We start from the raw sequence: 22,411 nt of genomic DNA on the forward strand, positions 1-22,411 counted from the left end.
CACCGTCACCGATCAGGTCGGATCGCGCAACTGCACGGTTTGCATCAGCGCCTGCAATTGCTGACGCTGCGTCTCGCTTAACGAACCAGGTACCGTAAATGTCAGCATCAGCACAACCTGTCCGTACTCGATCATCGTCAATTGTTGATGAATCGATGCTTGATTATTGGTCCACGTGAACTCGTGGGCGCGCGCCGGGCGTCCCGACACCATCGTATCCGTGCTCAGCACCTCGGCATAATCCGGCACCTTCTTCGCGAATTTGCCGATTTCATTTGCGACGTATTCGCTGAACTTCATCCCCCATGGCAACCGCTCGCGCGTAATGACGAAACTGACACCCTCCGTGCCGGTCGCTGCCGACACGAATACATTCATCGTTTTGTCCTGCCACTCGACCGGCAACGAGAACGTGCCTTCCTGCATTTGGTACATGCTTCGCATCCTGTTTGATTAATTGTTGTCCGGGTTGATATCGGTACGCGCTGCTTGCACCTTGATGTTCGAATCGTCGAGTCGCACGACCGAACCGCCCTTGCGAATCTCGATGAAGTCGGCCGTCATGTGAATCGACGTGCCATCCTTGCCGCCGATGCTGATCCAGAGCTCCTTTGCTTCAATCCGATGGGTACCGGCAGGAGTCTGATGGAGCGTATCGCCCTGGGAAACGACGTCCGACAAATTCCCGACAGAAACCAGCGTCGTGTGATTGCCTTTGTCGACTGCAATCGACCGGTTCCCCTTCAAAACCTGGGTCGATTGCGCATCCTGAACAACCGTGTTCATATCCTTCTGCGCATGCAAGTAGAGTTCCTGCGCCCCGTTCGTATCGGTCATTCGCAGTTCGTTGGAGCCGGCCCCCTTGTGCGTCTGGCTCTTGATTCCCATCGTCTGGCCTGCCGAGCCGTGGTAGGGGTTGCCTTGGCCACCGTTGTAGACACGGCCGATGATGAGAGGGTTGTCCGGGTCGCCCTGCGTAAATGCAACCGTCACCTCCTGACCGATTCGCGGAATTGCCGCCGCTCCCCACCCATCGCCGGCCCACGGCTGCGACACACGAACCCACATCGAATCCGCCCCGTCCATCTTCCCGCGCCGGTCCCAGATGAAATGCACCTTGACCCGGCTGCCGTCCGTATGAATCTGCTCGCCCTTCGGACCAACAACGATCGCCGACTGCGTGCCGTTGATCACCGGCTTCGGTGTGACGCGCTGAGCGCGATACGGGATCGCTCGCGGCAGACAGGTGAACGTGTTGCGATAGGGCTGCTTCGCCGAATGCTGCGTGTAATCATTCACGACTTCGTGGCGGACATGCAGGAATACATATTCCTGATTATTTGCAACGACCGGATGCCCCGTCACCGTCGCGCAGCCTGCTGTCGTCAACCGCCACGAGTATCCGCTGCCTGAATACCGGTGCGCCTCCGCCTCTTCAGCTTCCATCGCCTGATTCGCATAGCGCTCGCCGTCCGACGAATGATCGTATAGAGATTGGTACTCATATCGCTCGGTGCCGTCGAGCATGGCATGCTGAAGGTTCTTCGCAGGGGCATTCACGAGCATCAGCGGCGACGCCGGATGCTGGTGATTGAAATCGCGGTAGGTAACCTTGCCGACACCGAAACGCCGGCCCTCATCCAGCCTGTCGATCCCGTTAAATTCGCTCGACGCACCATGTGAGTAAGGCAGGGTCTTCAAGCCATCGATCGGCTGAAACAGATCATTCGAATCACCGATGACAAGCGTATGCTTTTCCTTGGTGTACCGATGCGTCCAGAACAAACCCTCCTGCTCCATCAGTCGTGCGCAGAAGCTGTAATAGGACTCCTGGTACATCACGACGTATTCGAGCGGTTTCTGCGCAGCATAAATCTCGAACGCATAGTCGGCAAAACCAAGCTCCTGGAATATCTCGACGAGAATATCCTGCGCCGTCTTGTTCTGGAAAATACGACAGTCGGTTGAACGCGTCAGTAACCAGAACCAAGGCACCACCGTCATTTGGTACTGTGTCACCCGCCCTGGCGGACCAGCACGATCGAACGACGCTACGTAGCCGTCAAAATATCGTGGCGTGTCGCCACCGCCCATCGCAACGATCCGTTCCAACGCAAACTGTTGCGACTGTTGGTCGAGCTTAAGCTGGATCTTTTGCCCGATCAGGTCTTCCGGCCGCAGATCGTGTCGGTGAGACAGAAGATCCAGATGAATCTCCGGCAGGCGACTCACATGCTCGTCGATAATTGCAGCGCTCACCAGCAGGACGTCCGGTCCAAGTGGCGTATCGATCGTGACATAGCGATTGTCCTGCGTCAGCCGCGCAGCGCCATCCATCGTGGCATTGATCGCATCTGCGATCGACGCTGGCGTCTTGTTCAATAACGAAAAGCCCGTTTGAGCAAGCTGGGCCGCGCGCTGAAGTGTCTCTACGTGACCAATGACGCCTGCCAACGGACCGAGATGACTTGCGACACCGGCTACAAGCGGGCCAGAAAGCCCGCCAAGTGCGCTTGAAACAGGGGCCAGATAGTTGAGCGGACTACCGCCCGAATTATTCTGCGAACCGCCAATCGGCGCGAAACTCATTGTTATTCCTTTCTTTTCCCAGGTTCTACCTACCGGACTCACGAGCCCACCACACCGTGCCGGGCAAGATCCAACGTTTTCCGACAATCGAAGCAGGGTGTCCTGCTCAAGCCATTCGAGACGTCGATACCGCTTCCGACCCATTCATATCGCTGATCGAACACCACAATCATTCCCGCTCAGGAATCGAACAATAATGAATTGCCATTCATCGCGCCACCTTGTCACGGTAATCCGGCTAAGCGAAACGACAGACAAGTAAAAATTACCATCAACTCTCGCAAACCGATATAGGACGCGGCGCACACACTCCATTTTTTACTTGCTGTTTGTGGGTGGCGCCAAAAACAACAGCCGCGAAGTTCAGCCAGGAAGAGGCCGTGCCAGCAAGGCTCTCGACTGGCGCGAGCGCTCGGCGTTCACCAGAGCGCGATCCCCTGCAAAGCCCGTCCGCAAGGCACGGCACGTGCTGTACGCCCAATTCATGACATCGCAGATGTTTGCGCCCACCCGCTTGATAGATGCGAAAGGTTGTCGAAAATTTTTACAAATTACCGAGAATTGACTAAAGTTGAGCACTCGAAAAGCTTTCGCAACGAGATCCGGGCGCAGGCCTAAGCCATTGTCGCGACCGAATTTCCCGCGATCACGCCCTGACGTGCGCGACGCTCGTGCCTGAGCCCGCGGCCCCGTCCGACACATCACGGTCGCCGGCCTCTGCTATATTCCCTCCATCCCTGTCCTTCACTGCCCTTCCAACGCGTGGACCAAATTCCCTTATGGGCGCAAATCGGCGCCGTCTTCCTGCTTCTCCTCTGTTCCAGCTTCTTTTCCATTTCCGAGACCGCGATGATGGCGCTCAACCGCCATCGGCTGAAGCATCTCGCCAGCCAGGGCGCACTCGGCGCGAAAACCACACAAGGCCTGCTGACGCGCACTGACCTGCTGCTCAGCGTGATCCTGATCGGCAACAACCTGTTCAACACGATCATCCCGGTCCTGACGACGTCGCTCGCACTGCACACGTTCGGCCGCAACAACCTCGCGCTGTCGATCGCGACCGGTATCGTCGCGTTCCTGATCATCGTGTTCGCGGAAATCGCGCCGAAGATCGTCGGCGCGACCTTCCCCGAACGCATCGCACTGCCCGCGAGCCTCGTGATCGCGCCGCTGATGCGCGTGTTCAAGCCGGTCGTCTGGTTCGTCAACGCGCTCGCGAACGGCGTGCTGTGGGTGCTGCGCATCAACACCAAGAAGGGTCGCGACCAGCGGATGTCGGCCGACGAGCTGCGGGCCATCGTGCTCGAGTCGAGCAGCTTCATGCCGACCAAGCACCGCAGCATCCTGCTCAACCTGTTCGACCTCGAGAACATCACGGTCGACGACGTGATGGTGCCGCGCCGCCAGATCGAGTCGCTCAATTTCTACGCGCCGCTCGACGACGTCCTGCACCAGCTCGAAACCTGCTATCACAACCGGCTCGTCGTCTACGAAGGCGACATCGACAAGGTGCTCGGCGTGCTGCACGTCCGCAAGACGCTGACCGCGCTGCACAACCAGGAGTTCGACCGCGAGACGCTGCGCACGCTGCTCGCCGAGCCGTACTACGTGCCGTCCGGCACGCCGGTAGTCCAGCAGCTCCAGTTTTTCCAGGAAACGCGGCAGCGGACCGCGCTCGTCGTCAACGAGTACGGCGAGCTCGAAGGACTCGTCACGCCCGAAGACATCATCGAAGAGCTGATCGGCGAATTCACGACGTCGATGCCGCGCAGCGAACGTGCAGGCGGCTGGGACGAGAACGGCGAATGCATCGTCTCGGCGAGCATGCCGCTGCGCGAACTGAATCGCTGGCTGCATCTGAAACTGCCGACCGACGGGCCGAAGACGCTGAACGGACTGGTGCTCGAAATCCTCGAGGAAATTCCGGAAGACGACGTGTGCCTGAAAATCGGCGACGTGATGCTCGAGGTGATGCGCAGCGACGACCAGGCCGTGCGCACCGTCAAGCTCTTCAAGCCGCGCGCGTCGCGCACTGCACGCGCCACTGCGCGCTAGCCGAACGGCTGACTGCCGGCGCCGCCTGCGATGCGCGACCATCTGCTGGTCACGGTCAACAGGCGGCCAGCGTGCCGGCTCACATGCATTTCCCTCCTCCCGGGGCGTCGCTACGCACACAGCCGCCGCCCGCCCGCTCCGATGCGTCGCCGGCCACCGCACCGCGTACGCTCGACGCGGCCCAGCTCGACGATGCGCCCGCCGTACGGCTGCTGACAGACACACTTCACGCAGCACGCGTGCGCGACGCGTCCGACATCCACGTCGAACCGTTCGAAGCCGGCTGGCGCATCCGCCTGCGCATCGACGGCGTGCTGCACGAACATGCACGGCCGCCCCTTCACCTGCGCGATGCGCTCGTCACGCGGATCAAGGTGCTCGCACGCATGGACATCGCCGAGCGGCGGCTCCCGCAGGACGGCAGGCTGCGCATCGCGATCGACGGCGGCACGCGCGGCGACTTCCGGGTCAGCTCGCTGCCTACGTTGTTCGGTGAAAAGCTCGTGCTGCGACGCCTCGAAACCCTTCCGCCCGACCTCACGCTCACCCGTCTCGGCTTCGACACGCAACAGGCGGCCGCGATGGAGGCCGCGATACGCGCACCGCATGGCCTCGTGCTCGTCACGGGCCCGACCGGCAGCGGCAAGACGCTGTCGCTCTACTGCGCGCTGCAGATGCTCGATCGCGACGCGCACAACGTCTGCACGGTCGAGGATCCCGCCGAAATCCAGCTCGACGGCATCAGCCAGGTCGGCGTCGCCGAAAAGGCGGGGCTCACGTTCGCGACTGCACTGCGCGCGCTGCTGCGGCAGGATCCGGACATCATCATGGTCGGCGAGATTCGCGATGCGGAGACGGCCGACGTCGCGATCAAGGCCGCGCAGACCGGCCATCTCGTGCTGTCGACGCTGCACACGAACGACGCGCCGGCCGCCGTCGCGCGGCTGCTCGACATCGGCGTCGCACCGTACAACCTCGCGGCTGCGCTGCACCTCGTCACCGCGCAGCGCCTCGTCCGGCGGCTGTGCACCGCCTGCCGCGTGCATTCTGGCGCACCGGTGCCGGTACTGCGTGAAGCCGGCTGCGACCCGGCTGCCCTGGCAGCCGGATGGCGGCCGTTCGTCGCGCAGGGCTGTTCGGCTTGTCACGGCATCGGCTATCGCGGCCGTGTCGGCCTGCATCAGACGATGCCGGTATCGCCCGCGCTGGCAGAACGCATCGTCGCACGGGCGAGCGTCGGCGAACTCGCGCAATGTGCAGTAGCCGAAGGCGTGCGCAGTCTGCGCGACGCGGCGCTCGCGCGCGTCCACGACGGCACGACGAGTATCGCGGAAGCCCTCGCCGCGACACCTGCGGCATGAGCATACGCACACCACCGCGCGAAACCCGCTTCGCGTGGCGCGGCCGCCGTCGCGACGGCACGCCGCGCCACGGGATCGTCATCGCGTTCGACGCCGAAGCGGCACGCGCCGTGCTCGCACGCGACGGCATCGCGGTGCTGTCGCTCGATGTCCGCGGGCCAGCCCGGCCGCCATCGGCCGGCGCACGGGACGTCACGCGCTTCACGCGCCAACTGGCGAGCCTGCTGCAGGCCGGGTTACCGCTCGCGCCGTCACTCGAGATGCTCGCGCGTACGCGGCCGCGCGACGGCCTGCCGCGCATCGCCGCGGGTCTCGCCCGTGAGATCGTCGGCGGCCGGCGCTTCGCCGATGCACTTGCACGCTATCCATCGCAGTTCGGCACGCTGTATCGCCAGCTGATCGAGGTAGGCGAAGCGTCCGGCTCGCTCGACATCGTACTGACACGGCTCGCGGAACACCGCGAGCGCGCCGACGCGCAGTGGCGCAAGCTGCGGGCCGCGCTCGCCTACCCCGCGGCCGTCATCCTGTTCGGGCTCGCGATCTCGGCCGCGTTGATGGTGTGGGTCGTGCCGACGTTCCGGCAGATCTTCGACGGTTTCGGCGCCGCACTGCCGGCGCCGACCCGCGCGCTGCTCGCGCTGTCCTCCGCTCTGTCGGCGTGGGGCGGCGTGCTCGTTGCCGGTACGGCGGCGGCCGGCCTCACCGCACATCACGCGCTGCGGCGGTCGGCACAGCTGCGCCACGCTGTCGCGCAGCGCCTGCTGCACGCCCCGCTCATGGGTAGCGCGCTGGGTCGTTTCGCAGCCGCACGCTGGTGCCGTTCGCTTGCGACGCTGCTCGGTGCTGGCGTGCCGCTCGCCGACGCATTCGCCACGCTCGAGCGCACGGCCGGCCATCCGGTGTTCGCGCGCGCCACTGCGCACATCGCGGCCCGCGTGCTGCGCGGCGCGCGTCTCGCGGACGCGATGCAGTCGGCCGGCTGCTTTCCGGACGACGTCGTGCAGCCGATCGCCGTCGCCGAGGAGACCGGCGCGCTCGACACGATGCTCGCCGACATCGCCGCGTTGTGCGAACGCCAGCTCGATGCACGTCTCGATGCAATCGCCGCGCTCGGCGAACCACTGATCGTGATCGTACTGGGCGCACTTGTCGGCGGCCTCGTGATCGCGATGTACCTGCCCATCCTTCAGCTCGGCAACGTGGTGTAGCATCGCAACCGACTCTGTCGCCTTTTAGTCCGAACCTTGAGCCTCATGACGCCAGCGCCCCTTTACGCCGTTACCGATTCGTCCGAGAGCACGCTGCTCGCGCTGGCGATGCTGCCGCCCGCGCTACAGTACGCGTTCGCGGTCGTTATCGGCCTTTGCGTCGGCAGCTTCCTGAACGTGGTCGTGCACCGGCTGCCCGTGATGATGCAGCGCGCGTGGCAGGCCGAGATCGATGAAGCGACCGACAACGCAAGCGCCCCGCCGGACGACGGCTACCCGCCGCGCTACGATCTATGGCGCCCGCGCAGCGCGTGCCCGCATTGCGGCCACGTGCTGCGCGCATGGGAAAACATCCCGCTCGTCAGCTACCTGATACTGCGCGGGCGCTGCCGCAGCTGCGGCCACGCGATCGGCATCCGTTATCCGCTCGTCGAGCTCGCGTGCGCGCTGCTCGCCGCCGGCTCGCTCGCGGCATTCGGCCCGACCGTCGCCGCGCTGGCGGCGTTCGCGCTGTGCGCCGCTCTGCTCGCGATGAGCGCGATCGATATCCGGACGGGCTACCTGCCCGACTCGATGACGCTGCCGCTCCTCTGGGCCGGGCTCGTGCTGAATCTCGGCGGCACGTTCGCGTCGCTGCGCGCGGCCGTGATCGGGGCCATGGCCGGCTACCTGTTCCTGTGGACAATCTACTGGCTGTTCAAATGGCTGCGCGGCATCGAGGGCATCGGTTTCGGCGACCTGAAGCTGCTCGCCGCGCTCGGCGCATGGATGGGCTGGGCCGCACTGCCGCAGGTCGTGCTGTTCGCCGCGGTGACGGGCGCGATCGTCGGGCTCATTGCGACCTGGCGCGGCCGCATGCGCTTCGAGGAGCCGATTCCGTTCGGCCCGTTCCTCGCGGCCGGCGGCGTCGCGACGCTGTTTTTCGGCACCCCTTTCTATTCGGCGCTCGGAGGCTGACATGTTCGCAATAGGACTCACCGGCGGCATCGGCAGCGGCAAGACGACCGTCGCCGACCTGTTCGCCGCCCGAGGCGCGTCGCTGGTCGATACCGATCTGATCGCCCATCGCATCACTGCGCCGGGCGGCCTCGCGATGCCCGCGATCGAACAGGCATTCGGCCGCGGCTTCGTTGCCGCCGACGGCTCGCTCGACCGCGCGAAGATGCGCGCACTGATCTTCAGCGACGACGCCGCGCGCCGGCGCCTCGAAGCAATCACGCACCCGCTGATCCGCGCCGAGACCGATCGCGAAGCGCACGAAGCACAAGGCCCGTACGTGATGTTCGTCGTGCCGCTGCTCGTCGAGTCAGGCAACTGGAAGGCGCGCAGCGATCGCGTGCTCGTCGTCGATTGCCCGGTCGAAACGCAGATCGCACGCGTGATGCGGCGCAACGGCTTCACGCGCGAGCAGGTCGAAGCGATCATCGCGCGGCAAGCGACGCGCGAAGCCCGTCTCGCGGCGGCCGACGACGTGATCGTCAACGACGCGCTAACGCCCGACGCGCTCGCCGCGCAGGTCGATGCACTGCACCAACGCTATCTAGGGTTTGCGGCCGCTGCACGCTGAGCGTCGCACGCGATCGTGATGGTGTACGAAATTGGCGCGTTGCTAGGGTAGAGAGTGAGCATTAGAATGTCCTGCATTGTTTCAACTCCTACCCAAGAGGCGAGCGCGCTTGATTCTTTACGAGTATCCGTTCAACGAGCGAATTCGCACGCTGCTGCGCCTCGAAGATCTCTTCGAGCGCTTTGCGTTCTTTTTGGCTCAGGAGGACCCGCGTGAACACCACGTCGCGCTGACGACGCTGTTCGAAATCGCCGAGGTAACGGGCCGCGCGGACCTGAAATCGGATCTGATGAAGGAGCTCGAACGTCAACGCCAGACGCTCGCCCCCTTTCGCGGCAATCCGGGCATCGAGCAGAACGCGCTCGAAGCCGTGCTCGGAGAAATCGAGCAGACGCTCGCGAATCTCGCGCAGATGCAGGGCAAGACCGGGCAGCACCTCGTCGACAACGAGTGGCTCGCCAGCATCCGCAGCCGTGCGGTGATTCCCGGCGGCACGTGCAAGTTCGACCTGCCGTCGTACTACGCGTGGCAGCAGTGGCCCGCCGAGCAGCGGCGTCAGGACATCGCGAAGTGGATCTTGCCGATGCTGCCGCTGCGCGACGCTGCGACGATCGTGCTGCGGCTCGCGCGCGAATCGGGCCAGGCGTCGAAGGTCATGGCGATGCAGGGCAGCTACCAGCAGATGCTGTCCGGCCGCACCTACCAGTTGATGCAGGTGCGCGTGCCGCCTGAGTTGCGCGTCATTCCCGAAGCGAGCGCCAACAAATACATGCTGTGGGTACGGTTCACCATGCAGGACGGCGATGTGCGGCCGCGCGCGGTGGACATCGACGTGCCGTTCCATCTGACACTGTGCAATCTGTAACGGCCGCGTGCCGGATCGCTTTCGTATGACTACCGTTGTGAAATGCCCGTCGTGCGGCGCCGAAGTGCGCTGGACACCCGAAAATCAGTTCCGTCCGTTCTGCTCGGCCCGCTGCAAGCAGCTCGACCTCGGCGCATGGGCCGCGGAAAAGTACCGGATCGGTGGATCTTCCGACGAGGGCCCCTCGTCGGAAGAAGACGGCACGGACGACCGCCGCGACAGCTGAGCCGCGAGCGGCGCCGGCGCCACCTGCCGGTGATATGGCCCGCCTTTCCGGCAGGCCATCGCGGCGTCAGTGCGACGCCGCTTCCTTCTCGAGCAGTTCGAGCACCGGCAGCGCGGCCGGCAGCAGCGGCGCGACGTCGACCGGCAGGTGCTGCCACACGAACGCCTGCCCTTCCTTGCTGTGCGGCTCGCCCGTCCAGCCCGTCACCTTGCAGAAATACAGCCGCACGTAGGCATGCGGATAATCGTGCTCGAGCGTATGCCAGCGGTGGCTGGCCGTGACTTCGATGCCGAGTTCCTCATGCAATTCGCGCGCAAGCGCGTCCTCGACGCTTTCGCCGGCCTCCAGCTTGCCGCCCGGAAACTCCCAGTAGCCTTCATACGGCTTGCCTTGCAGCCGCTGCGCGAGCAGGTAGCTGCCGTCCGGCTGCACCATCACGCCGACCGCGACTTCCGTCACCTTGCGGCCATCGGGCGCGCGCACGGTGCCTTGTGCGTGATCCGTGCTCATGCTTGCTCCTTGCGGCCCGACCAGTCACGTGCAAACTGCCATGCGACGCGCCCCGACCGCGAACCGCGCTCGAGCGCCCATACGAGCGCGTCGCCGCGTGCGGACTCGATCTCCGTGTCCGGGCAGCCGAAATGACGCAGCCAGTGCGCGACGATGTCGAGGTAGTCGTCCTGCTTGAACGGATAGAAGCTGACCCACAGGCCGAAGCGCTCCGACAGCGAGATCTTCTCCTCGACGACTTCGCCGGGGTGAATCTCGCCATCCGGGAGATGCTTGTACGACGCGTTGTCGCTCATGTACTCGGGCAGCAGATGGCGGCGGTTCGACGTCGCGTAGATCAGCACGTTGTCCGACTGCGCGGCGATCGAGCCGTCGAGCGCGACCTTCAGCGCCTTGTAGCCCGACTCGCCTTCCTCGAACGACAGGTCGTCGCAGAACACGATGAAGCGCTCGGGACGTTGCGAGATCAAATCGACGATATCGCCGAGATCGTGCAGGTCATCCTTGTCGACTTCGATCAAGCGCAGCCCGTCCTTCGCATACGCATTCAGGCACGCCTTGATCAGCGACGACTTGCCGGTACCGCGCGCGCCGGTCAGCAGCACATTGTTGGCCGGCTTCTGCTGCACGAACTGCCGCGTGTTCTGTTCGATCAGCCCTTTCTGGCGATCGATGTTGTGCAGGTCGTCGAGTGTGATCGACGACACGGCCGGCACCGGCTGCAGATAGCCGCGCCCCTGGCGCTTGCGCCAGCGGAACGCGTGGGCCGCATTCCAGTCGACCGCCGCCGGCGCGGGCGGCAGCATCCCCTCGAGACGGCCGAGCAGCGCTTCCGCGCGCGTCAGAAACTGTTCAAGCTTGTCCATGTCGTTCGAACGCCCCCGATCAGGAGCGGTAATCCGCGTTGATGCTCACGTAGTCGTGCGACAGGTCGCACGTCCAGATCGTGGCCTGCGCGTCGCCGCGGCCGAGCAGCACGCGGATCGTGATTTCGCTCTGCTTCATCACGCGCTGGCCGTCCTCTTCCTGGTAGTCCGGGTTGCGACCACCCGCCTTCGCGACGAGCACGTCGTCGAGATAGAGGTCGATCTTGCCGACGTCGAGATCTGCGACGCCCGCATAGCCGATCGCCGCGAGAATCCGGCCGAGGTTGGGGTCGGACGCGTAGAAGGCCGTCTTCACGAGCGGCGAATGGCCGATCGCGTAAGCGATCTGGCGGCATTCGGCGACATTCTTGCCGCCTTCGACCTGCACCGTCATGAATTTCGTCGCGCCTTCGCCATCGCGCACGATCAGTTGCGACAGCACCTGCGCGACTTCCGTCACCGCATCGCGCAGCGCCGCATAGGCCGGCGAGCCGGTCGACGTGATCGCCGGCAGCGTGCTCTTGCCCGACGCGATCAGGATGAACGAGTCGTTCGTCGACGTGTCACCGTCGATCGTGATGCAGTTGAACGAGCGGTCGGCCACTTCCTTCACGAGCGTGTCGAGCACCGGCTGCGCGACGTTCGCATCGAACGCGAGGAAGCCAAGCATCGTCGCCATGTTCGGCTTGATCATGCCCGCACCCTTGCTGATGCCCGTCAGCGTGACCGTGTGACCGTCGATCGACACCTGGCGCGACGTGGCCTTCGGCAGCGTGTCGGTCGTCATGATCGCCTGCGCGGCGTCGAACCAGTTCGCGGCCTTGCGGTTCGCGAGCGCGGCCGGCAGCCCGGCCTTCAGGCGATCGATCGGCAGCGGCTCGAGGATCACGCCGGTCGAGAACGGCAGCACCTGCGCCGGCTCGAGGCCCGCGAGGCGTGCAAGTTCCGTACAGGTTTCGCGTGCGTTCACGAGGCCGGGCTCGCCGGTGCCCGCGTTCGCATTGCCCGTATTCACGACGAGCGCGCGAATGCCCGCGCCGCCCGCGCGCACCTTCGCCAGGTGCTCGCGGCAGACGGTGACGGGCGCCGCGCAGAAGCGGTTTTCGGTGAACACGCCCGCGACCGTCGCGCCTTCGTCGACGGAGATGACCAGCACGTCCTTGCGATTCGGCTTGCGGATATTCGCTTCCGCCCAGCCGAGCGTGACGCCGGCGACAGGATGCAGTTGGGCGGGATCGATCGACGGAAAATTGACAGCCATGGGGCACACCTGCCGGATGGAAAATGCCGGCATGCGCCGGCATCGATTGGAAGAACCGGCAGCCGCATGCGCGGGCCGCCGCAACTCACATTACTCACTCGAAGCTGCGAACGAAGCGGCGCGCGTGCCGCGCGCCGCCGTCGATCATGACAGCTTCCCGTGACATTGCTTGTACTTCTTGCCGCTGCCGCACGGGCACGGGTCGTTGCGGCCGACCTTCGGCATTTCACCGCCGGGGCCGCCATGCGTCATCGCGCTGCCGACCATGTCGGCCGTCGCCGCGGCCGCCGTGGCCGCCGCGACGTTCGCCACCGGCGCACCGGCTTCCGCGTAGTCGGCGTGCTGGTACTCGACGTTATCGAGATGGCCGCCGCGCTCCTCGATCTGCTCGGCCGCTTCCTCGAGCTGCTCCGGCGACTGGATCTGCACGTTCATCACGACACGCGTGACTTCCTGCTTGATCGCCTCGAGCATCGCGGCGAACAGTTCGAACGCTTCGCGCTTGTATTCCTGCTTCGGATTCTTCTGCGCATAGCCGCGCAGGTGGATGCCCTGGCGCAGGTGGTCGAGTGCCGCGAGGTGTTCGCGCCACAGGCGGTCGACCGTCTGTAGCATCACCGAGCGCTCGAACGCGCTGAACGATTCGCGGCCGACCATCGCGACCTTCGCTTCGTACTGCTCGTCGGCGGCCGTCGTCACGGCGTCGAGAATTTCCTCGGCCGTGATCGACGACGACTCGTTCACCATTTCCTGGATCGCGAGATCGAGCTGCCAGTCGTTGCGCAGCGCTTCCTCGAGCTCGGGCACGTCCCACTGCTCCTCGATGCTGCCTTCCGGCACGAACTGGCGAACGACTTCGGTAATCACGCCGTGACGCATCGCGCTGATCGTCTCGGTGATGTCGTGCGCCTCGAGCAGTTCGTTGCGCTGCTGGTAGATGACCTTGCGCTGGTCGTTCGACACGTCATCGTATTCGAGCAGCTGCTTGCGGATGTCGAAGTTGCGCGCTTCGACCTTGCGCTGCGCGGATTCGATCGACCGCGTGACGATGCCGGCCTCGATCGCCTCGCCTTCCGGCATCTTCAGGCGATCCATGATCGAGCGCACGCGGTCGCCCGCGAAGATGCGCAGCAGCGGATCGTCGAGCGACAGGTAGAAGCGCGACGAGCCCGGATCGCCCTGGCGGCCCGCACGGCCGCGCAGCTGGTTGTCGATCCGGCGCGATTCGTGGCGCTCGGTGCCGATGATGTGCAGGCCACCCGCGGCCTTCACCTGCTCGTGCAGCGTTTCCCACTCGTCGTGCAGCTTCTGGATGCGGCGTGCCTTTTCGTCGGCCGGGATCGCATCGTCGGCGTCGATGAACGCCGCCTGCTTCTCGGCGTTGCCGCCGAGCACGATGTCCGTACCGCGACCGGCCATGTTGGTCGCGATCGTGATGCGGTTCGGACGACCGGCCTCGGCGACGATCGCCGCTTCGCGCTCGTGCTGCTTCGCGTTCAGCACCTCGTGCGGCAGCCCGGCCTGCTTCAGCAGGTGCGACAGCAGCTCCGAGTTCTCGATCGACGTCGTGCCGACCAGCACCGGCTGGCCGCGCTCGTAGCAGTCGCGAATGTCGCGGATCACCGCGTCGTAGCGCTCCTTGGCCGTCTTGTAGATCTGGTCCTGCTTGTCGATCCGCTTCGGCGGACGGTTGGTCGGGATCACGACCGTCTCGAGGCCGTAGATCTCGTTGAATTCGTACGCTTCGGTGTCCGCGGTGCCCGTCATGCCCGCCAGCTTCGCGTACATCCGGAAATAGTTCTGGAACGTGATCGATGCGAGCGTCTGGTTCTCGCTCTGGATCTTCACGTGCTCCTTCGCCTCGACGGCCTGGTGCAGGCCGTCGGACCAGCGGCGGCCGGCCATCAGGCGGCCGGTGAATTCGTCGACGATGACCACTTCGCCGTTCTGCACGACGTAGTGCTGATCCTTGTGGAACAGCGTGTGTGCGCGCAGTGCCGCGTACACGTGGTGCATCAGCGTGATGTTCTGCGGCGCGTACAGGCTCTCACCCTCGCCGATCAGGCCCCATTCGGCGAGCAGGCGCTCGGCCTTCTCGTGGCCCGATTCCGTGAGGAACACCTGGCGAGCCTTCTCGTCGAGCGTGTAATCGCCCGGCTTCTCGACGCCCGTGCCGTCGGCTTTCTCTTCGCCGATCTGGCGCTCGAGCAGCGGCGGCAATGCGTTCATCCGCACGTACAGCTCGGTGTGATCCTCGGCCTGGCCCGAAATGATCAGCGGCGTGCGCGCCTCGTCGATCAGGATCGAGTCCACTTCGTCGACGACCGCGAAGTTCAGTGCCCGCTGCACGCGCGCGTCGGTCTCGTAGACCATGTTGTCGCGCAGGTAGTCGAAGCCGAATTCGTTGTTCGTGCCGTACGTGATGTCCGCCGCGTAGGCCTGCTGCTTCTGGTCGTGTTCCATGCCGGACAGGTTGATGCCGACCGACAGACCGAGGAAGTTGTAGAGGCGCGCCATCCATTCGGCGTCGCGCTGCGCGAGGTAATCGTTGACGGTCACCACGTGCACGCCGCGGCCTGCCAGCGCGTTCAGGTACACGGGCAGCGTCGCGACGAGCGTCTTGCCCTCGCCGGTGCGCATTTCCGCGATCTTGCCGTAGTGGAGCACCATGCCGCCGATCATCTGCACGTCGAAGTGCCGCATCTTCAGCACGCGACGGCTGGCCTCGCGACAGACCGCGAACGCCTCGGGCAGCAGCTTGTCGAGCGACTCGCCGGCCGCGACCCGCTGGCGGAATTCATCCGTCTTGCCGCGCAACTGGTCGTCCGTCAGCTTCTCGATCTGCGTTTCGAGCGCATTGATCGTCGTGACGGTCTTTTGGTATTGCTTGACGAGCCGCTGGTTGCGGCTGCCAAAAATTTTCTGGAGAAAACCGGTTGTCATCGGATCGGATCCTGCGTCGCAGCACCGGCGCCCGGCGCGTGTTGCGCGCCCCGGCGCCCGAGCCTCGGCGGCTTAGCGAATTAGTGGACTCAAACGAGGAATTTTAGCACGCGGGAAAGCATGCGCCCGTGTCTCGGCCGGACGGGCACTGCGCGCCGACGGCCGGGCCGACGGGGCAAAAGCCGCCCGTGCACGGGCCCGCGCGGGTACAATCGGCCTCAACGTCCGCGCGCGTGCGCGCCCGAAGAATGACTCGATGAACCGATTTTCCAAGCGTTTCGGCCCGTCCGCCGCATATCGCCCGCAGCCCGTGTCCGAAGTGCTCGGCCGCACCGACGCGTTCGCGGCGCTGCGCGCCGGCGTCGAGCAGATTGCGTCGCTGCAGCGCGATCTAGCCGCGCTCCTGCCCGACTACCTGGCGAATCACGTCGAACCCGGCTTCGTGAAGGACGGCACCCTGACCCTCTTTGCTGCGCACAACGCGCTGGCCGCGCGGCTGCGCCAGGTCGAGCCGCGGCTGCTCGGCGATCTGCAAAAACGCGGCTGGCCGGTGTCGACACTGCGCGTGCGCGTGCGCCCGAAGGATGCGCCGGAGCCACCGCACGTGAAGCAGGCGCGGATGACGTCGGTCGGCGCAGCCGCGTTGCGCGATCTGGCCGACCATCTCGAACCGTCGCCGCTGCAGGCCGCGCTCGCGCGGATGGCGGCCCGGCATGGCGCGAAGCAGCGCTGACGACATCCGCCGCCGGCAGCGCCAGGTGCCCGACCAATAAAAAAGCAGCCCGAAGGCTGCTTTTTTATTGCTTGCGCGGAACGCAGGTCAGGCGAAGGCCGTCTGCATGTCGAACGCGAAGCCCTTCGGCGCGGCTTGCGGATCGTCGAACGTGACGATCTCGTACGCATCTTCGTTCGCGAGCAATTCGCGCAGCAGCGCGTTGTTCAGCCCGTGGCCCGACTTGTACGCCGTGTACGACGCCAGCAGCGGGTGGCCGATCACGTACAGGTCGCCGATCGCGTCGAGCATCTTGTGCTTCACGAACTCGTCGTCGTAGCGCAGCCCGTCGTTGTTCAGGATGCGGTACTCGTCGAGCACGATCGCGTTTTCCATGCTGCCGCCGCGGGCGAGGCCCATCTCGCGCAGCATCTCGGCCTCATGTGCAAAGCCGAACGTGCGGGCACGCGCGATCTCGCGCACATACGACGTATTCGCGAAATCGACCTCGAGCTCCTGGCCGGTCTTGTCGACGGCAGGGTGACGGAAGTCGATCGAGAATTTCAGCTTGAAACCGAAGTACGGATCGAGACGCGCGAACTTGTCGCCGTCGCGGATTTCGACCGTCTTCTTCACCTTGACGAAGCGCTTCGGCGCGTTCTGCTCCTCGATCCCGGCGGACTGGATCAGGAACACGAAGGTCGCCGCGCTGCCGTCCATGATCGGGATTTCCTCGGCCGTCACGTCGACATAGAGGTTGTCGATGCCGAGGCCGGCGCACGCCGACATCAGGTGCTCGACGGTCGACACGCGCACGCCATCCTTCTGCAGCACCGACGCGAGCCGCGTATCGCCGATCGACGTCGCCGCGGCGGGAATGTCGACGGGTGTGGGAAGGTCGACGCGGGAGAACACGATGCCCGTGCCCGGCGCGGCGGGACGGAGCGTCAGCTCGATCTTGCGGCCCGAGTGGACACCGATACCCACGGTCTTCACGATGGATTTGATGGTGCGCTGCTTCAGCATGATGTTCTTCGTCGTGATTGAAGATATCAATCAGGAGTTATATTCGATAGGGGAGATTATAGCGTAATTCCCTATTCAGCGTAGTTTGAAACTGCGTATCAATCTGTTTCGACTGTTTACCCGCGCCGATACGGGACGGGCCGATGCCCGGAACGGAGGCGTTTCCGGTCATCAGCCCGTGTTACAACTGCCCTGAGGCCGGTGAGCAGCGTTGCCGGAAGGCAACGGCGCACCGCACGATCAGGACGTCAACGTCGCGAGAACACTCGCCGCATCGCTCACTTCGAATTTGCCCGGCGCCTCGACGGCCAGCGTCTTGACCACACCGCCGTCAATCACCATCGCGTAGCGCAGGGAACGAATTCCCATGCCACGCGCGGACAAATCCTGCGTCAGCCCCAGCGCATGAGTGAAAGCCGCGCTGCCGTCCGCCATCATGCGCACCTTGCCCGCGGTGTGCAGATCACGTCCCCATGCGCCCATCACGAATGCGTCGTTGACGGACACGCACCAGATCTCGTCGATACCCGCCGCGCGCAGTTGCTCGGCGTGTTCGACGTAGCCCGGCACATGCTGCGCCGAGCAGGTCGGCGTGAAAGCGCCCGGCAATCCGAAGATCACCACCCGCTTTCCCGCAACCTGGTCGCGCACGCTGCAGGCGTTCGGCCCCAGCGTGCACCCATCGCGCGCGTCGTCGATGTACTCGAACAATTGCGCGTCGGGCAGCGCGTCGCCCACTTGAATCATGGCTGGTCCCTCATAGCGATACGGTTTTCAGCGTGTTGCGGACAACACGGCCCATCCCGCCCCGCTTGCGCGGAGAGGGCACGTTTCCCGGCCCGGCGTCGCATCCGACGCGGCCTGTCGTGGTCCGTAGCATCCGTCACGCCGGCGATACCGCGGCAGTCTCGCCGCGGCTTCGCCTGTGTTTGCGTCAGTCAGCCTGCTTGCGCAGGAAAGCCGGGATGTCGTACGTGTCGACACCCTTCTCCTGCAGCGCCTGCACGTGCGATGCCGCGGTTTCGCGCGAATTGCGCCACACCGCCGGTGTATCGAGCGCGCCGTAGTCGGCCGTGCTGACGTGATGCGCCGGTGCATAGCCGTGCGAAACCGCGCTGACCGGCTGGTTGTCCGTACCCGTGCGCAGCAGCGTCATCGGTGCCGATTGCTGCTTCTTCGCCGCACGGCCCAGACCCGTCGCCACGACCGTCACGCGCAGCGCATCGCCCATCGCGTCGTCGTACACCGCACCGAAGATCACCGTCGCATCTTCCGCCGCGTAGCTCTTGATCGTGTTCATCACTTCGCGCGTTTCCGACAGGCGCAGCGAACGGCTCGACGTGATGTTGACCAGCACGCCGCGCGCGCCCGACAGATCGACGCCTTCGAGCAGCGGGCTCGCCACGGCCTGTTCCGCCGCGAGGCGTGCGCGATCGACGCCGGCGACCGTCGCCGTGCCCATCATCGCCTTGCCCTGCTCGCCCATCACCGTCTTCACGTCTTCGAAGTCGACGTTCACGAGGCCATCGACGTTGATGATTTCAGCGATGCCTGCGACCGCGTTGTTCAACACGTCGTCCGCGCACTGGAAGCACTTGTCCATCTCGGCGTCGTCGCCCATCACGTCGAACAGCTTGTCGTTCAGCACGACGATCAGCGAGTCGACGTGATCCTCCAGTTGCTGCGAGCCGGCTTCAGCGACGCGCATGCGCTTGCCGCCTTCGAACTCGAACGGCTTGCTGACGACACCCACCGTCAGGATGCCCATCTCCTTCGCGATCTGCGCGACCACCGGTGCCGCGCCCGTGCCCGTACCGCCGCCCATGCCGGCCGTAATGAACACCATGTGCGCGCCGCGGAGTGCATCGGCGATGCGCTCGCGCGCCTCTTCCGCTGCCGCACGGCCCATTTCCGGCTTCGCACCGGCCCCGAGGCCCGTGTTGCCGAGCTGGATCACCGACGATGCGCGCGAACGCGACAGCGCCTGCGCATCCGTGTTCATCACGATGAAGTCGACGCCCTGCACACCGCGGTTGATCATGTGCTGGACGGCATTGCCGCCAGCGCCGCCAACACCGACCACCTTAATGATGGTGCCGTTGGTTTCGGTTTCCAGCATTTCGAATTCCATTGTTGCCTCCGTCAAGAGAAAAACTGCTACTCGGCCGTTATTCGGCAGGAGATCGGGCAACCCCCTGTCGCGCGCCAGCCGCCGGCACCGGCGCGAATTTCGATTCAGTTCGATTCGTCAGAAGTTGCTCAGGAACCATTCCTTCATCCGCGAGAACACTTGCCCCGCGTTGCCGGACTGCACGGCGACCTTGCGGCCGCGCATGCGCTGGGCACTGCCTTCGACGAGCAGCCCCATCGCCGTCGAGTAGCGCGGATTGCGCACGACGTCGGAGAGGCCGCCTGCATACTCCGGCGCGCCGATGCGCACCGGTTTCAGGAAAATGTCTTCGCCGAGCTCGACCATGCCGGGCATCATCGACGCTCCGCCGGTAATGACCACACCGGAGCTCAGCAGTTCTTCGTAACCCGATTCGCGCACGACCTGCTGCACGAGCGAGAACAGCTCCTCGACGCGCGGCTCGATCACGGCCGCGAGCGCCTGGCGCGACAGCGTGCGCGGGCCGCGTTCGCCGAGGCCCGGCACTTCCACCATTTCGTCCGGATCGGCGAGCGCCTGCTTCGCGATCCCGTAGCCGACCTTGATGTCTTCCGCATCCGGCGTCGGCGTGCGCAGCGCCATCGCGATGTCGCTCGTGATCTGGTCGCCGGCGATCGGAATCACCGCGGTGTGGCGGATCGCGCCTTCGGCGAAGATCGCGATGTCCGTCGTGCCGCCGCCGATGTCGACCAGCACCACGCCGAGATCCTTCTCGTCTTCCGTCAGCACGGCCAGCGACGATGCGAGCGGCTGCAGGATCAGGTCGTTCACTTCGAGCCCGCAGCGGCGCACGCACTTGACGATGTTCTGCGCGGCACTCACCGCGCCCGTCACGATGTGCACCTTCACTTCCAGCCGGATGCCGCTCATGCCGATCGGCTCGCGCACGTCTTCCTGGCCGTCGATGATGAATTCCTGCGTGAGGATGTGCAGCACCTGCTGGTCGGTCGGGATGTTGATCGCCTTCGCGGTCTCGATCACGCGCGCGACGTCGGTCTGCGTGACTTCCTTGTCCTTGATCGCAACCATCCCGCTCGAGTTGAAGCTGCGGATGTGGCTGCCTGCGATCCCCGTGAACACGTTGGTGATCTTGCAGTCGGCCATCAGCTCGGCTTCCTCGAGCGCGCGCTGGATCGACTGCACGGTGGCCTCGATGTTGACCACCACACCTTTCTTCAGACCCTTCGACTCGCTCTGGCCGAGGCCGATCACCTCGTAGTGGCCTTCGCCCTTCAGCTCGGCGACGATGGCCACCACCTTCGACGTGCCGATGTCGAGGGAAACCAGCAGATCCTTGTAGTCTTTGCTCATAAAGTGCTCTTGCGTGTGATCTCTCGTTACTTCTTGCGCTTGTCGGTATCGGTCAGGAACCGCATGCCTGCCGCGCGAATCGCGAATCCGTTCGGATAACGCAGGTCCGCGTACTCGATGTCGTTGCCCCAACGCTCCGTGACCGCCGGCCATGCGGCGACCAGGCGCTGGCTCCGGTCATGCAGCGATTCGCTGTTGCGTTCCTTGCCCAGCTCGACCTGCATGCCGTTCGACAGCTTCACCGTCCACGCGTACCGCGCCGACAGCGTCACTTCTTCCGGCGCCGCCTTCAGCGGCGCAAACCATTTCCCGAAGTCGCGGTACCGCGTGACGACTTCCTTCGCACTGCCCTCCGGGCCGTCGAACGCCGGCAGTTCCTGATCCAGCTCGCCCTGGTTCGCGGTGAACAGCTCGCCGTCGACACTCACGAGCTGGTCGCTGCCCCAGGTCCCGAGCGGTTTGTACTCCTCGAGCGTGACAGCCAGCGCATTCGGCCATACCCGGCGCACGCTCGCATGGCGCACCCATGGCATCTGCTCGAACGCGGCGCGCGCTGCGTCGAGATCGACCGTGAAGAAATTGCCCTTCAGCCGGCCGACCACGCCCGCGCGCACCGTCGGTGAATTGATGTGCTCGGTGTCGCCGTCGATCCGGATTTCCCGCAGCGCGAACGTCGGGCGCTGGATCAGCCAGTAGCAACCGGCCGCCGCCAACACGAGCAGCAACAGCGCGTACAGCGCGCTGGCGGCAAGGTTGAGTTGGCGAACGTTGTTCCACATACGTCGTTCCGTTCCTGCGTCAGTCGTTGAGCGTGAGCGACAGCACCTTCACGACCAGCTCCGAATAGCTGATGCCGACCGCGCGCGCGGCCTTCGGCGGCAGCGAATGGTCGGTCATGCCCGGCGCGGTGTTCACTTCCAGGAAGTACGCGTTGCCATCGGCGTCGAGCATGAAGTCCGCGCGGCCCCAGTCGGTGCAGCCGAGCACGTCGAACGCACGGCGCGCGACGCGCTTGAGCTCCGCTTCCTTGTCGGCGGGCAGACCGCACGGAATCAGGTATTGCGTGTCGTCGGCGATGTACTTCGCGTGATAGTCGTAGAACTCGCCGGCCGGCACGATCTTGATCACCGGCAGGTCGAGATCGCCGGCGATGCATGCGGTGTATTCGCCGCCGCCTTCGATACTCTTCTCGACGATCACGATCGGGTCGTGCGTCGCGGCTTCCGCGAGCGCAGCCGGCAGCGCGTCGGCCGTCTTCACCTTCAGCACCGCGACGCTCGAGCCTTCGCTCGCCGGCTTCACGAACAGCGGCAGGCCGAGCTTCGCAACGATGTCCGTCGCGCGCGCCGCGAGGTCGTCGCCGCGCAGCACCGTCTCGAACGGCGGCGTCGGCACGCCCGTCTGCTGCCACACGAGCTTCGTGCGGAACTTGTCGAGGCCGAGCGCCGACCCGAGCACGCCGCTGCCCGTGTATCGGATCCCGTAGAAATCGAGCGCGCCCTGGATCTGGCCGTTCTCGCCGTAGCCGCCGTGCAGCGCGTTGAACGCGCGCACGAATCCTTCGTCCTTCAGCGCCGCCAGCGGCCGCTCAGCCGGGTCGAACGGGTGCGCGTCGATGCCCGCGTCGCGCAGGCCCTGCAGCACGAGCCGGCCCGACGTGAGCGACACCTCGCGCTCCGAGGACTCGCCGCCGAACAACACCGCCACCTTGCCGAAACGTTTCGGATCAATCCCGCTCATG

Annotated in this window: 20 protein-coding genes; 8 read left to right on the plus strand and 12 right to left on the minus strand. The window is 64.9% G+C overall.

The genetic code is table 11. The annotated features are described in order from the left end of the window. Nucleotides 1-12: 12 nt before the first annotated feature. Both B7G54_RS29750 and B7G54_RS29755 read right to left on the minus strand, forming a co-directional pair. Nucleotides 13-435 (minus strand): DcrB-related protein, encoded by a 423-nt coding sequence (locus B7G54_RS29750; RefSeq protein ID WP_085042275.1) that lies wholly within the window; start codon nt 433-435, stop codon nt 13-15. 18 nt (nt 436-453) lie between these two features. Then, a complete protein-coding gene (locus tag B7G54_RS29755) occupies nt 454-2,589 on the minus strand; it encodes a type VI secretion system Vgr family protein (protein ID WP_085042276.1) in 2,136 nt (711 codons plus the stop codon). A 762-nt stretch (nt 2,590-3,351) separates the two neighbouring features. On the opposite strand from B7G54_RS29755, the gene B7G54_RS29760 reads away from it, so the two are divergent. From B7G54_RS29760 to B7G54_RS29790, 7 genes are all read left to right on the plus strand, one after another. Continuing rightward, entirely contained in the window at nt 3,352-4,644 is a 1,293-nt protein-coding gene (locus tag B7G54_RS29760; protein WP_175130519.1) for an HlyC/CorC family transporter, read from the plus strand. 83 nt (nt 4,645-4,727) lie between these two features. Further along, nucleotides 4,728-6,005 carry a GspE/PulE family protein gene (locus B7G54_RS29765; protein ID WP_085042278.1) on the plus strand — a complete coding sequence of 426 codons (1,278 nt, stop codon included), beginning with the start codon at nt 4,728-4,730 and terminating at the stop codon, nt 6,003-6,005. Further along, the gene (locus B7G54_RS29770) at nt 6,002-7,213 is read left to right on the plus strand and encodes a type II secretion system F family protein (RefSeq protein WP_085042279.1); all 1,212 of its coding nucleotides are present in this window, start codon (nt 6,002-6,004) and stop codon (nt 7,211-7,213) included. The genes B7G54_RS29765 and B7G54_RS29770 overlap by 4 nt, the downstream gene beginning before the upstream one ends. Before the next feature lie 45 nt (nt 7,214-7,258). Next, the gene (locus B7G54_RS29775) at nt 7,259-8,170 is read left to right on the plus strand and encodes a prepilin peptidase (protein ID WP_085042280.1); all 912 of its coding nucleotides are present in this window, start codon (nt 7,259-7,261) and stop codon (nt 8,168-8,170) included. Nucleotide 8,171: 1 nt separating this feature from the next. Continuing rightward, entirely contained in the window at nt 8,172-8,780 is a 609-nt protein-coding gene (coaE, locus tag B7G54_RS29780; RefSeq protein ID WP_085042281.1) for a dephospho-CoA kinase, read from the plus strand. Nucleotides 8,781-8,889: 109 nt separating this feature from the next. Then, a complete protein-coding gene (gene zapD, locus B7G54_RS29785) occupies nt 8,890-9,645 on the plus strand; it encodes a cell division protein ZapD (RefSeq protein ID WP_085042282.1) in 756 nt (251 codons plus the stop codon). A 25-nt stretch (nt 9,646-9,670) separates the two neighbouring features. Then, the gene (locus tag B7G54_RS29790) at nt 9,671-9,871 is read left to right on the plus strand and encodes a DNA gyrase inhibitor YacG (protein ID WP_085042283.1); all 201 of its coding nucleotides are present in this window, start codon (nt 9,671-9,673) and stop codon (nt 9,869-9,871) included. 66 nt (nt 9,872-9,937) lie between these two features. Here the strand turns inward: B7G54_RS29790 and B7G54_RS29795 are convergent, their stop codons facing one another. From B7G54_RS29795 to secA, 4 genes are all read right to left on the minus strand, one after another. Beyond that, nucleotides 9,938-10,381: an NUDIX domain-containing protein gene (locus tag B7G54_RS29795; protein WP_085042284.1), complete on the minus strand. Its 444-nt coding sequence runs from the start codon at nt 10,379-10,381 to the stop codon at nt 9,938-9,940. Continuing rightward, the gene (locus B7G54_RS29800) at nt 10,378-11,247 is read right to left on the minus strand and encodes an ATP-binding protein (RefSeq protein WP_085042285.1); all 870 of its coding nucleotides are present in this window, start codon (nt 11,245-11,247) and stop codon (nt 10,378-10,380) included. Before B7G54_RS29800 ends, B7G54_RS29795 begins: the two co-directional genes overlap by 4 nt. Nucleotides 11,248-11,266: 19 nt before the next feature. Further along, the gene (argJ, locus tag B7G54_RS29805; RefSeq protein WP_085042286.1) at nt 11,267-12,508 is read right to left on the minus strand and encodes a bifunctional glutamate N-acetyltransferase/amino-acid acetyltransferase ArgJ; all 1,242 of its coding nucleotides are present in this window, start codon (nt 12,506-12,508) and stop codon (nt 11,267-11,269) included. A gap of 144 nt (nt 12,509-12,652) precedes the next feature. Continuing rightward, entirely contained in the window at nt 12,653-15,451 is a 2,799-nt protein-coding gene (gene secA / locus B7G54_RS29815; protein ID WP_085042288.1) for a preprotein translocase subunit SecA, read from the minus strand. A gap of 256 nt (nt 15,452-15,707) precedes the next feature. Between secA and B7G54_RS29820 the strand changes: the two genes are divergently transcribed. Then, nucleotides 15,708-16,184 carry a DciA family protein gene (locus B7G54_RS29820; RefSeq protein ID WP_085042289.1) on the plus strand — a complete coding sequence of 159 codons (477 nt, stop codon included), beginning with the start codon at nt 15,708-15,710 and terminating at the stop codon, nt 16,182-16,184. Between the two features lie 87 nt (nt 16,185-16,271). On the opposite strand, the gene lpxC is transcribed toward B7G54_RS29820, so the two are convergent. The 6 genes from lpxC to B7G54_RS29850 form a co-directional block, all read right to left on the minus strand. Continuing rightward, nucleotides 16,272-17,189, minus strand: coding sequence for a UDP-3-O-acyl-N-acetylglucosamine deacetylase (gene lpxC, locus B7G54_RS29825; RefSeq protein ID WP_011350845.1), 918 nt, complete (start codon nt 17,187-17,189; stop codon nt 16,272-16,274). A gap of 240 nt (nt 17,190-17,429) precedes the next feature. Then, nucleotides 17,430-17,936 carry a peroxiredoxin gene (locus B7G54_RS29830; protein ID WP_085042290.1) on the minus strand — a complete coding sequence of 169 codons (507 nt, stop codon included), beginning with the start codon at nt 17,934-17,936 and terminating at the stop codon, nt 17,430-17,432. 187 nt (nt 17,937-18,123) lie between these two features. Continuing rightward, the gene (gene ftsZ, locus B7G54_RS29835; RefSeq protein WP_021159911.1) at nt 18,124-19,320 is read right to left on the minus strand and encodes a cell division protein FtsZ; all 1,197 of its coding nucleotides are present in this window, start codon (nt 19,318-19,320) and stop codon (nt 18,124-18,126) included. A gap of 117 nt (nt 19,321-19,437) precedes the next feature. Next, entirely contained in the window at nt 19,438-20,670 is a 1,233-nt protein-coding gene (gene ftsA / locus B7G54_RS29840; protein WP_006487138.1) for a cell division protein FtsA, read from the minus strand. Nucleotides 20,671-20,696: 26 nt separating this feature from the next. Continuing rightward, nucleotides 20,697-21,449, minus strand: coding sequence for a cell division protein FtsQ/DivIB (locus B7G54_RS29845; protein ID WP_021159912.1), 753 nt, complete (start codon nt 21,447-21,449; stop codon nt 20,697-20,699). 19 nt (nt 21,450-21,468) lie between these two features. After that, nucleotides 21,469-22,410 (minus strand): D-alanine--D-alanine ligase, encoded by a 942-nt coding sequence (locus B7G54_RS29850; RefSeq protein ID WP_085042291.1) that lies wholly within the window; start codon nt 22,408-22,410, stop codon nt 21,469-21,471. Nucleotide 22,411 lies beyond the last annotated feature (1 nt).

This window comes from Burkholderia puraquae, from assembly GCF_002099195.1.
In the GTDB taxonomy this organism is placed as follows: domain Bacteria; phylum Pseudomonadota; class Gammaproteobacteria; order Burkholderiales; family Burkholderiaceae; genus Burkholderia; species Burkholderia puraquae.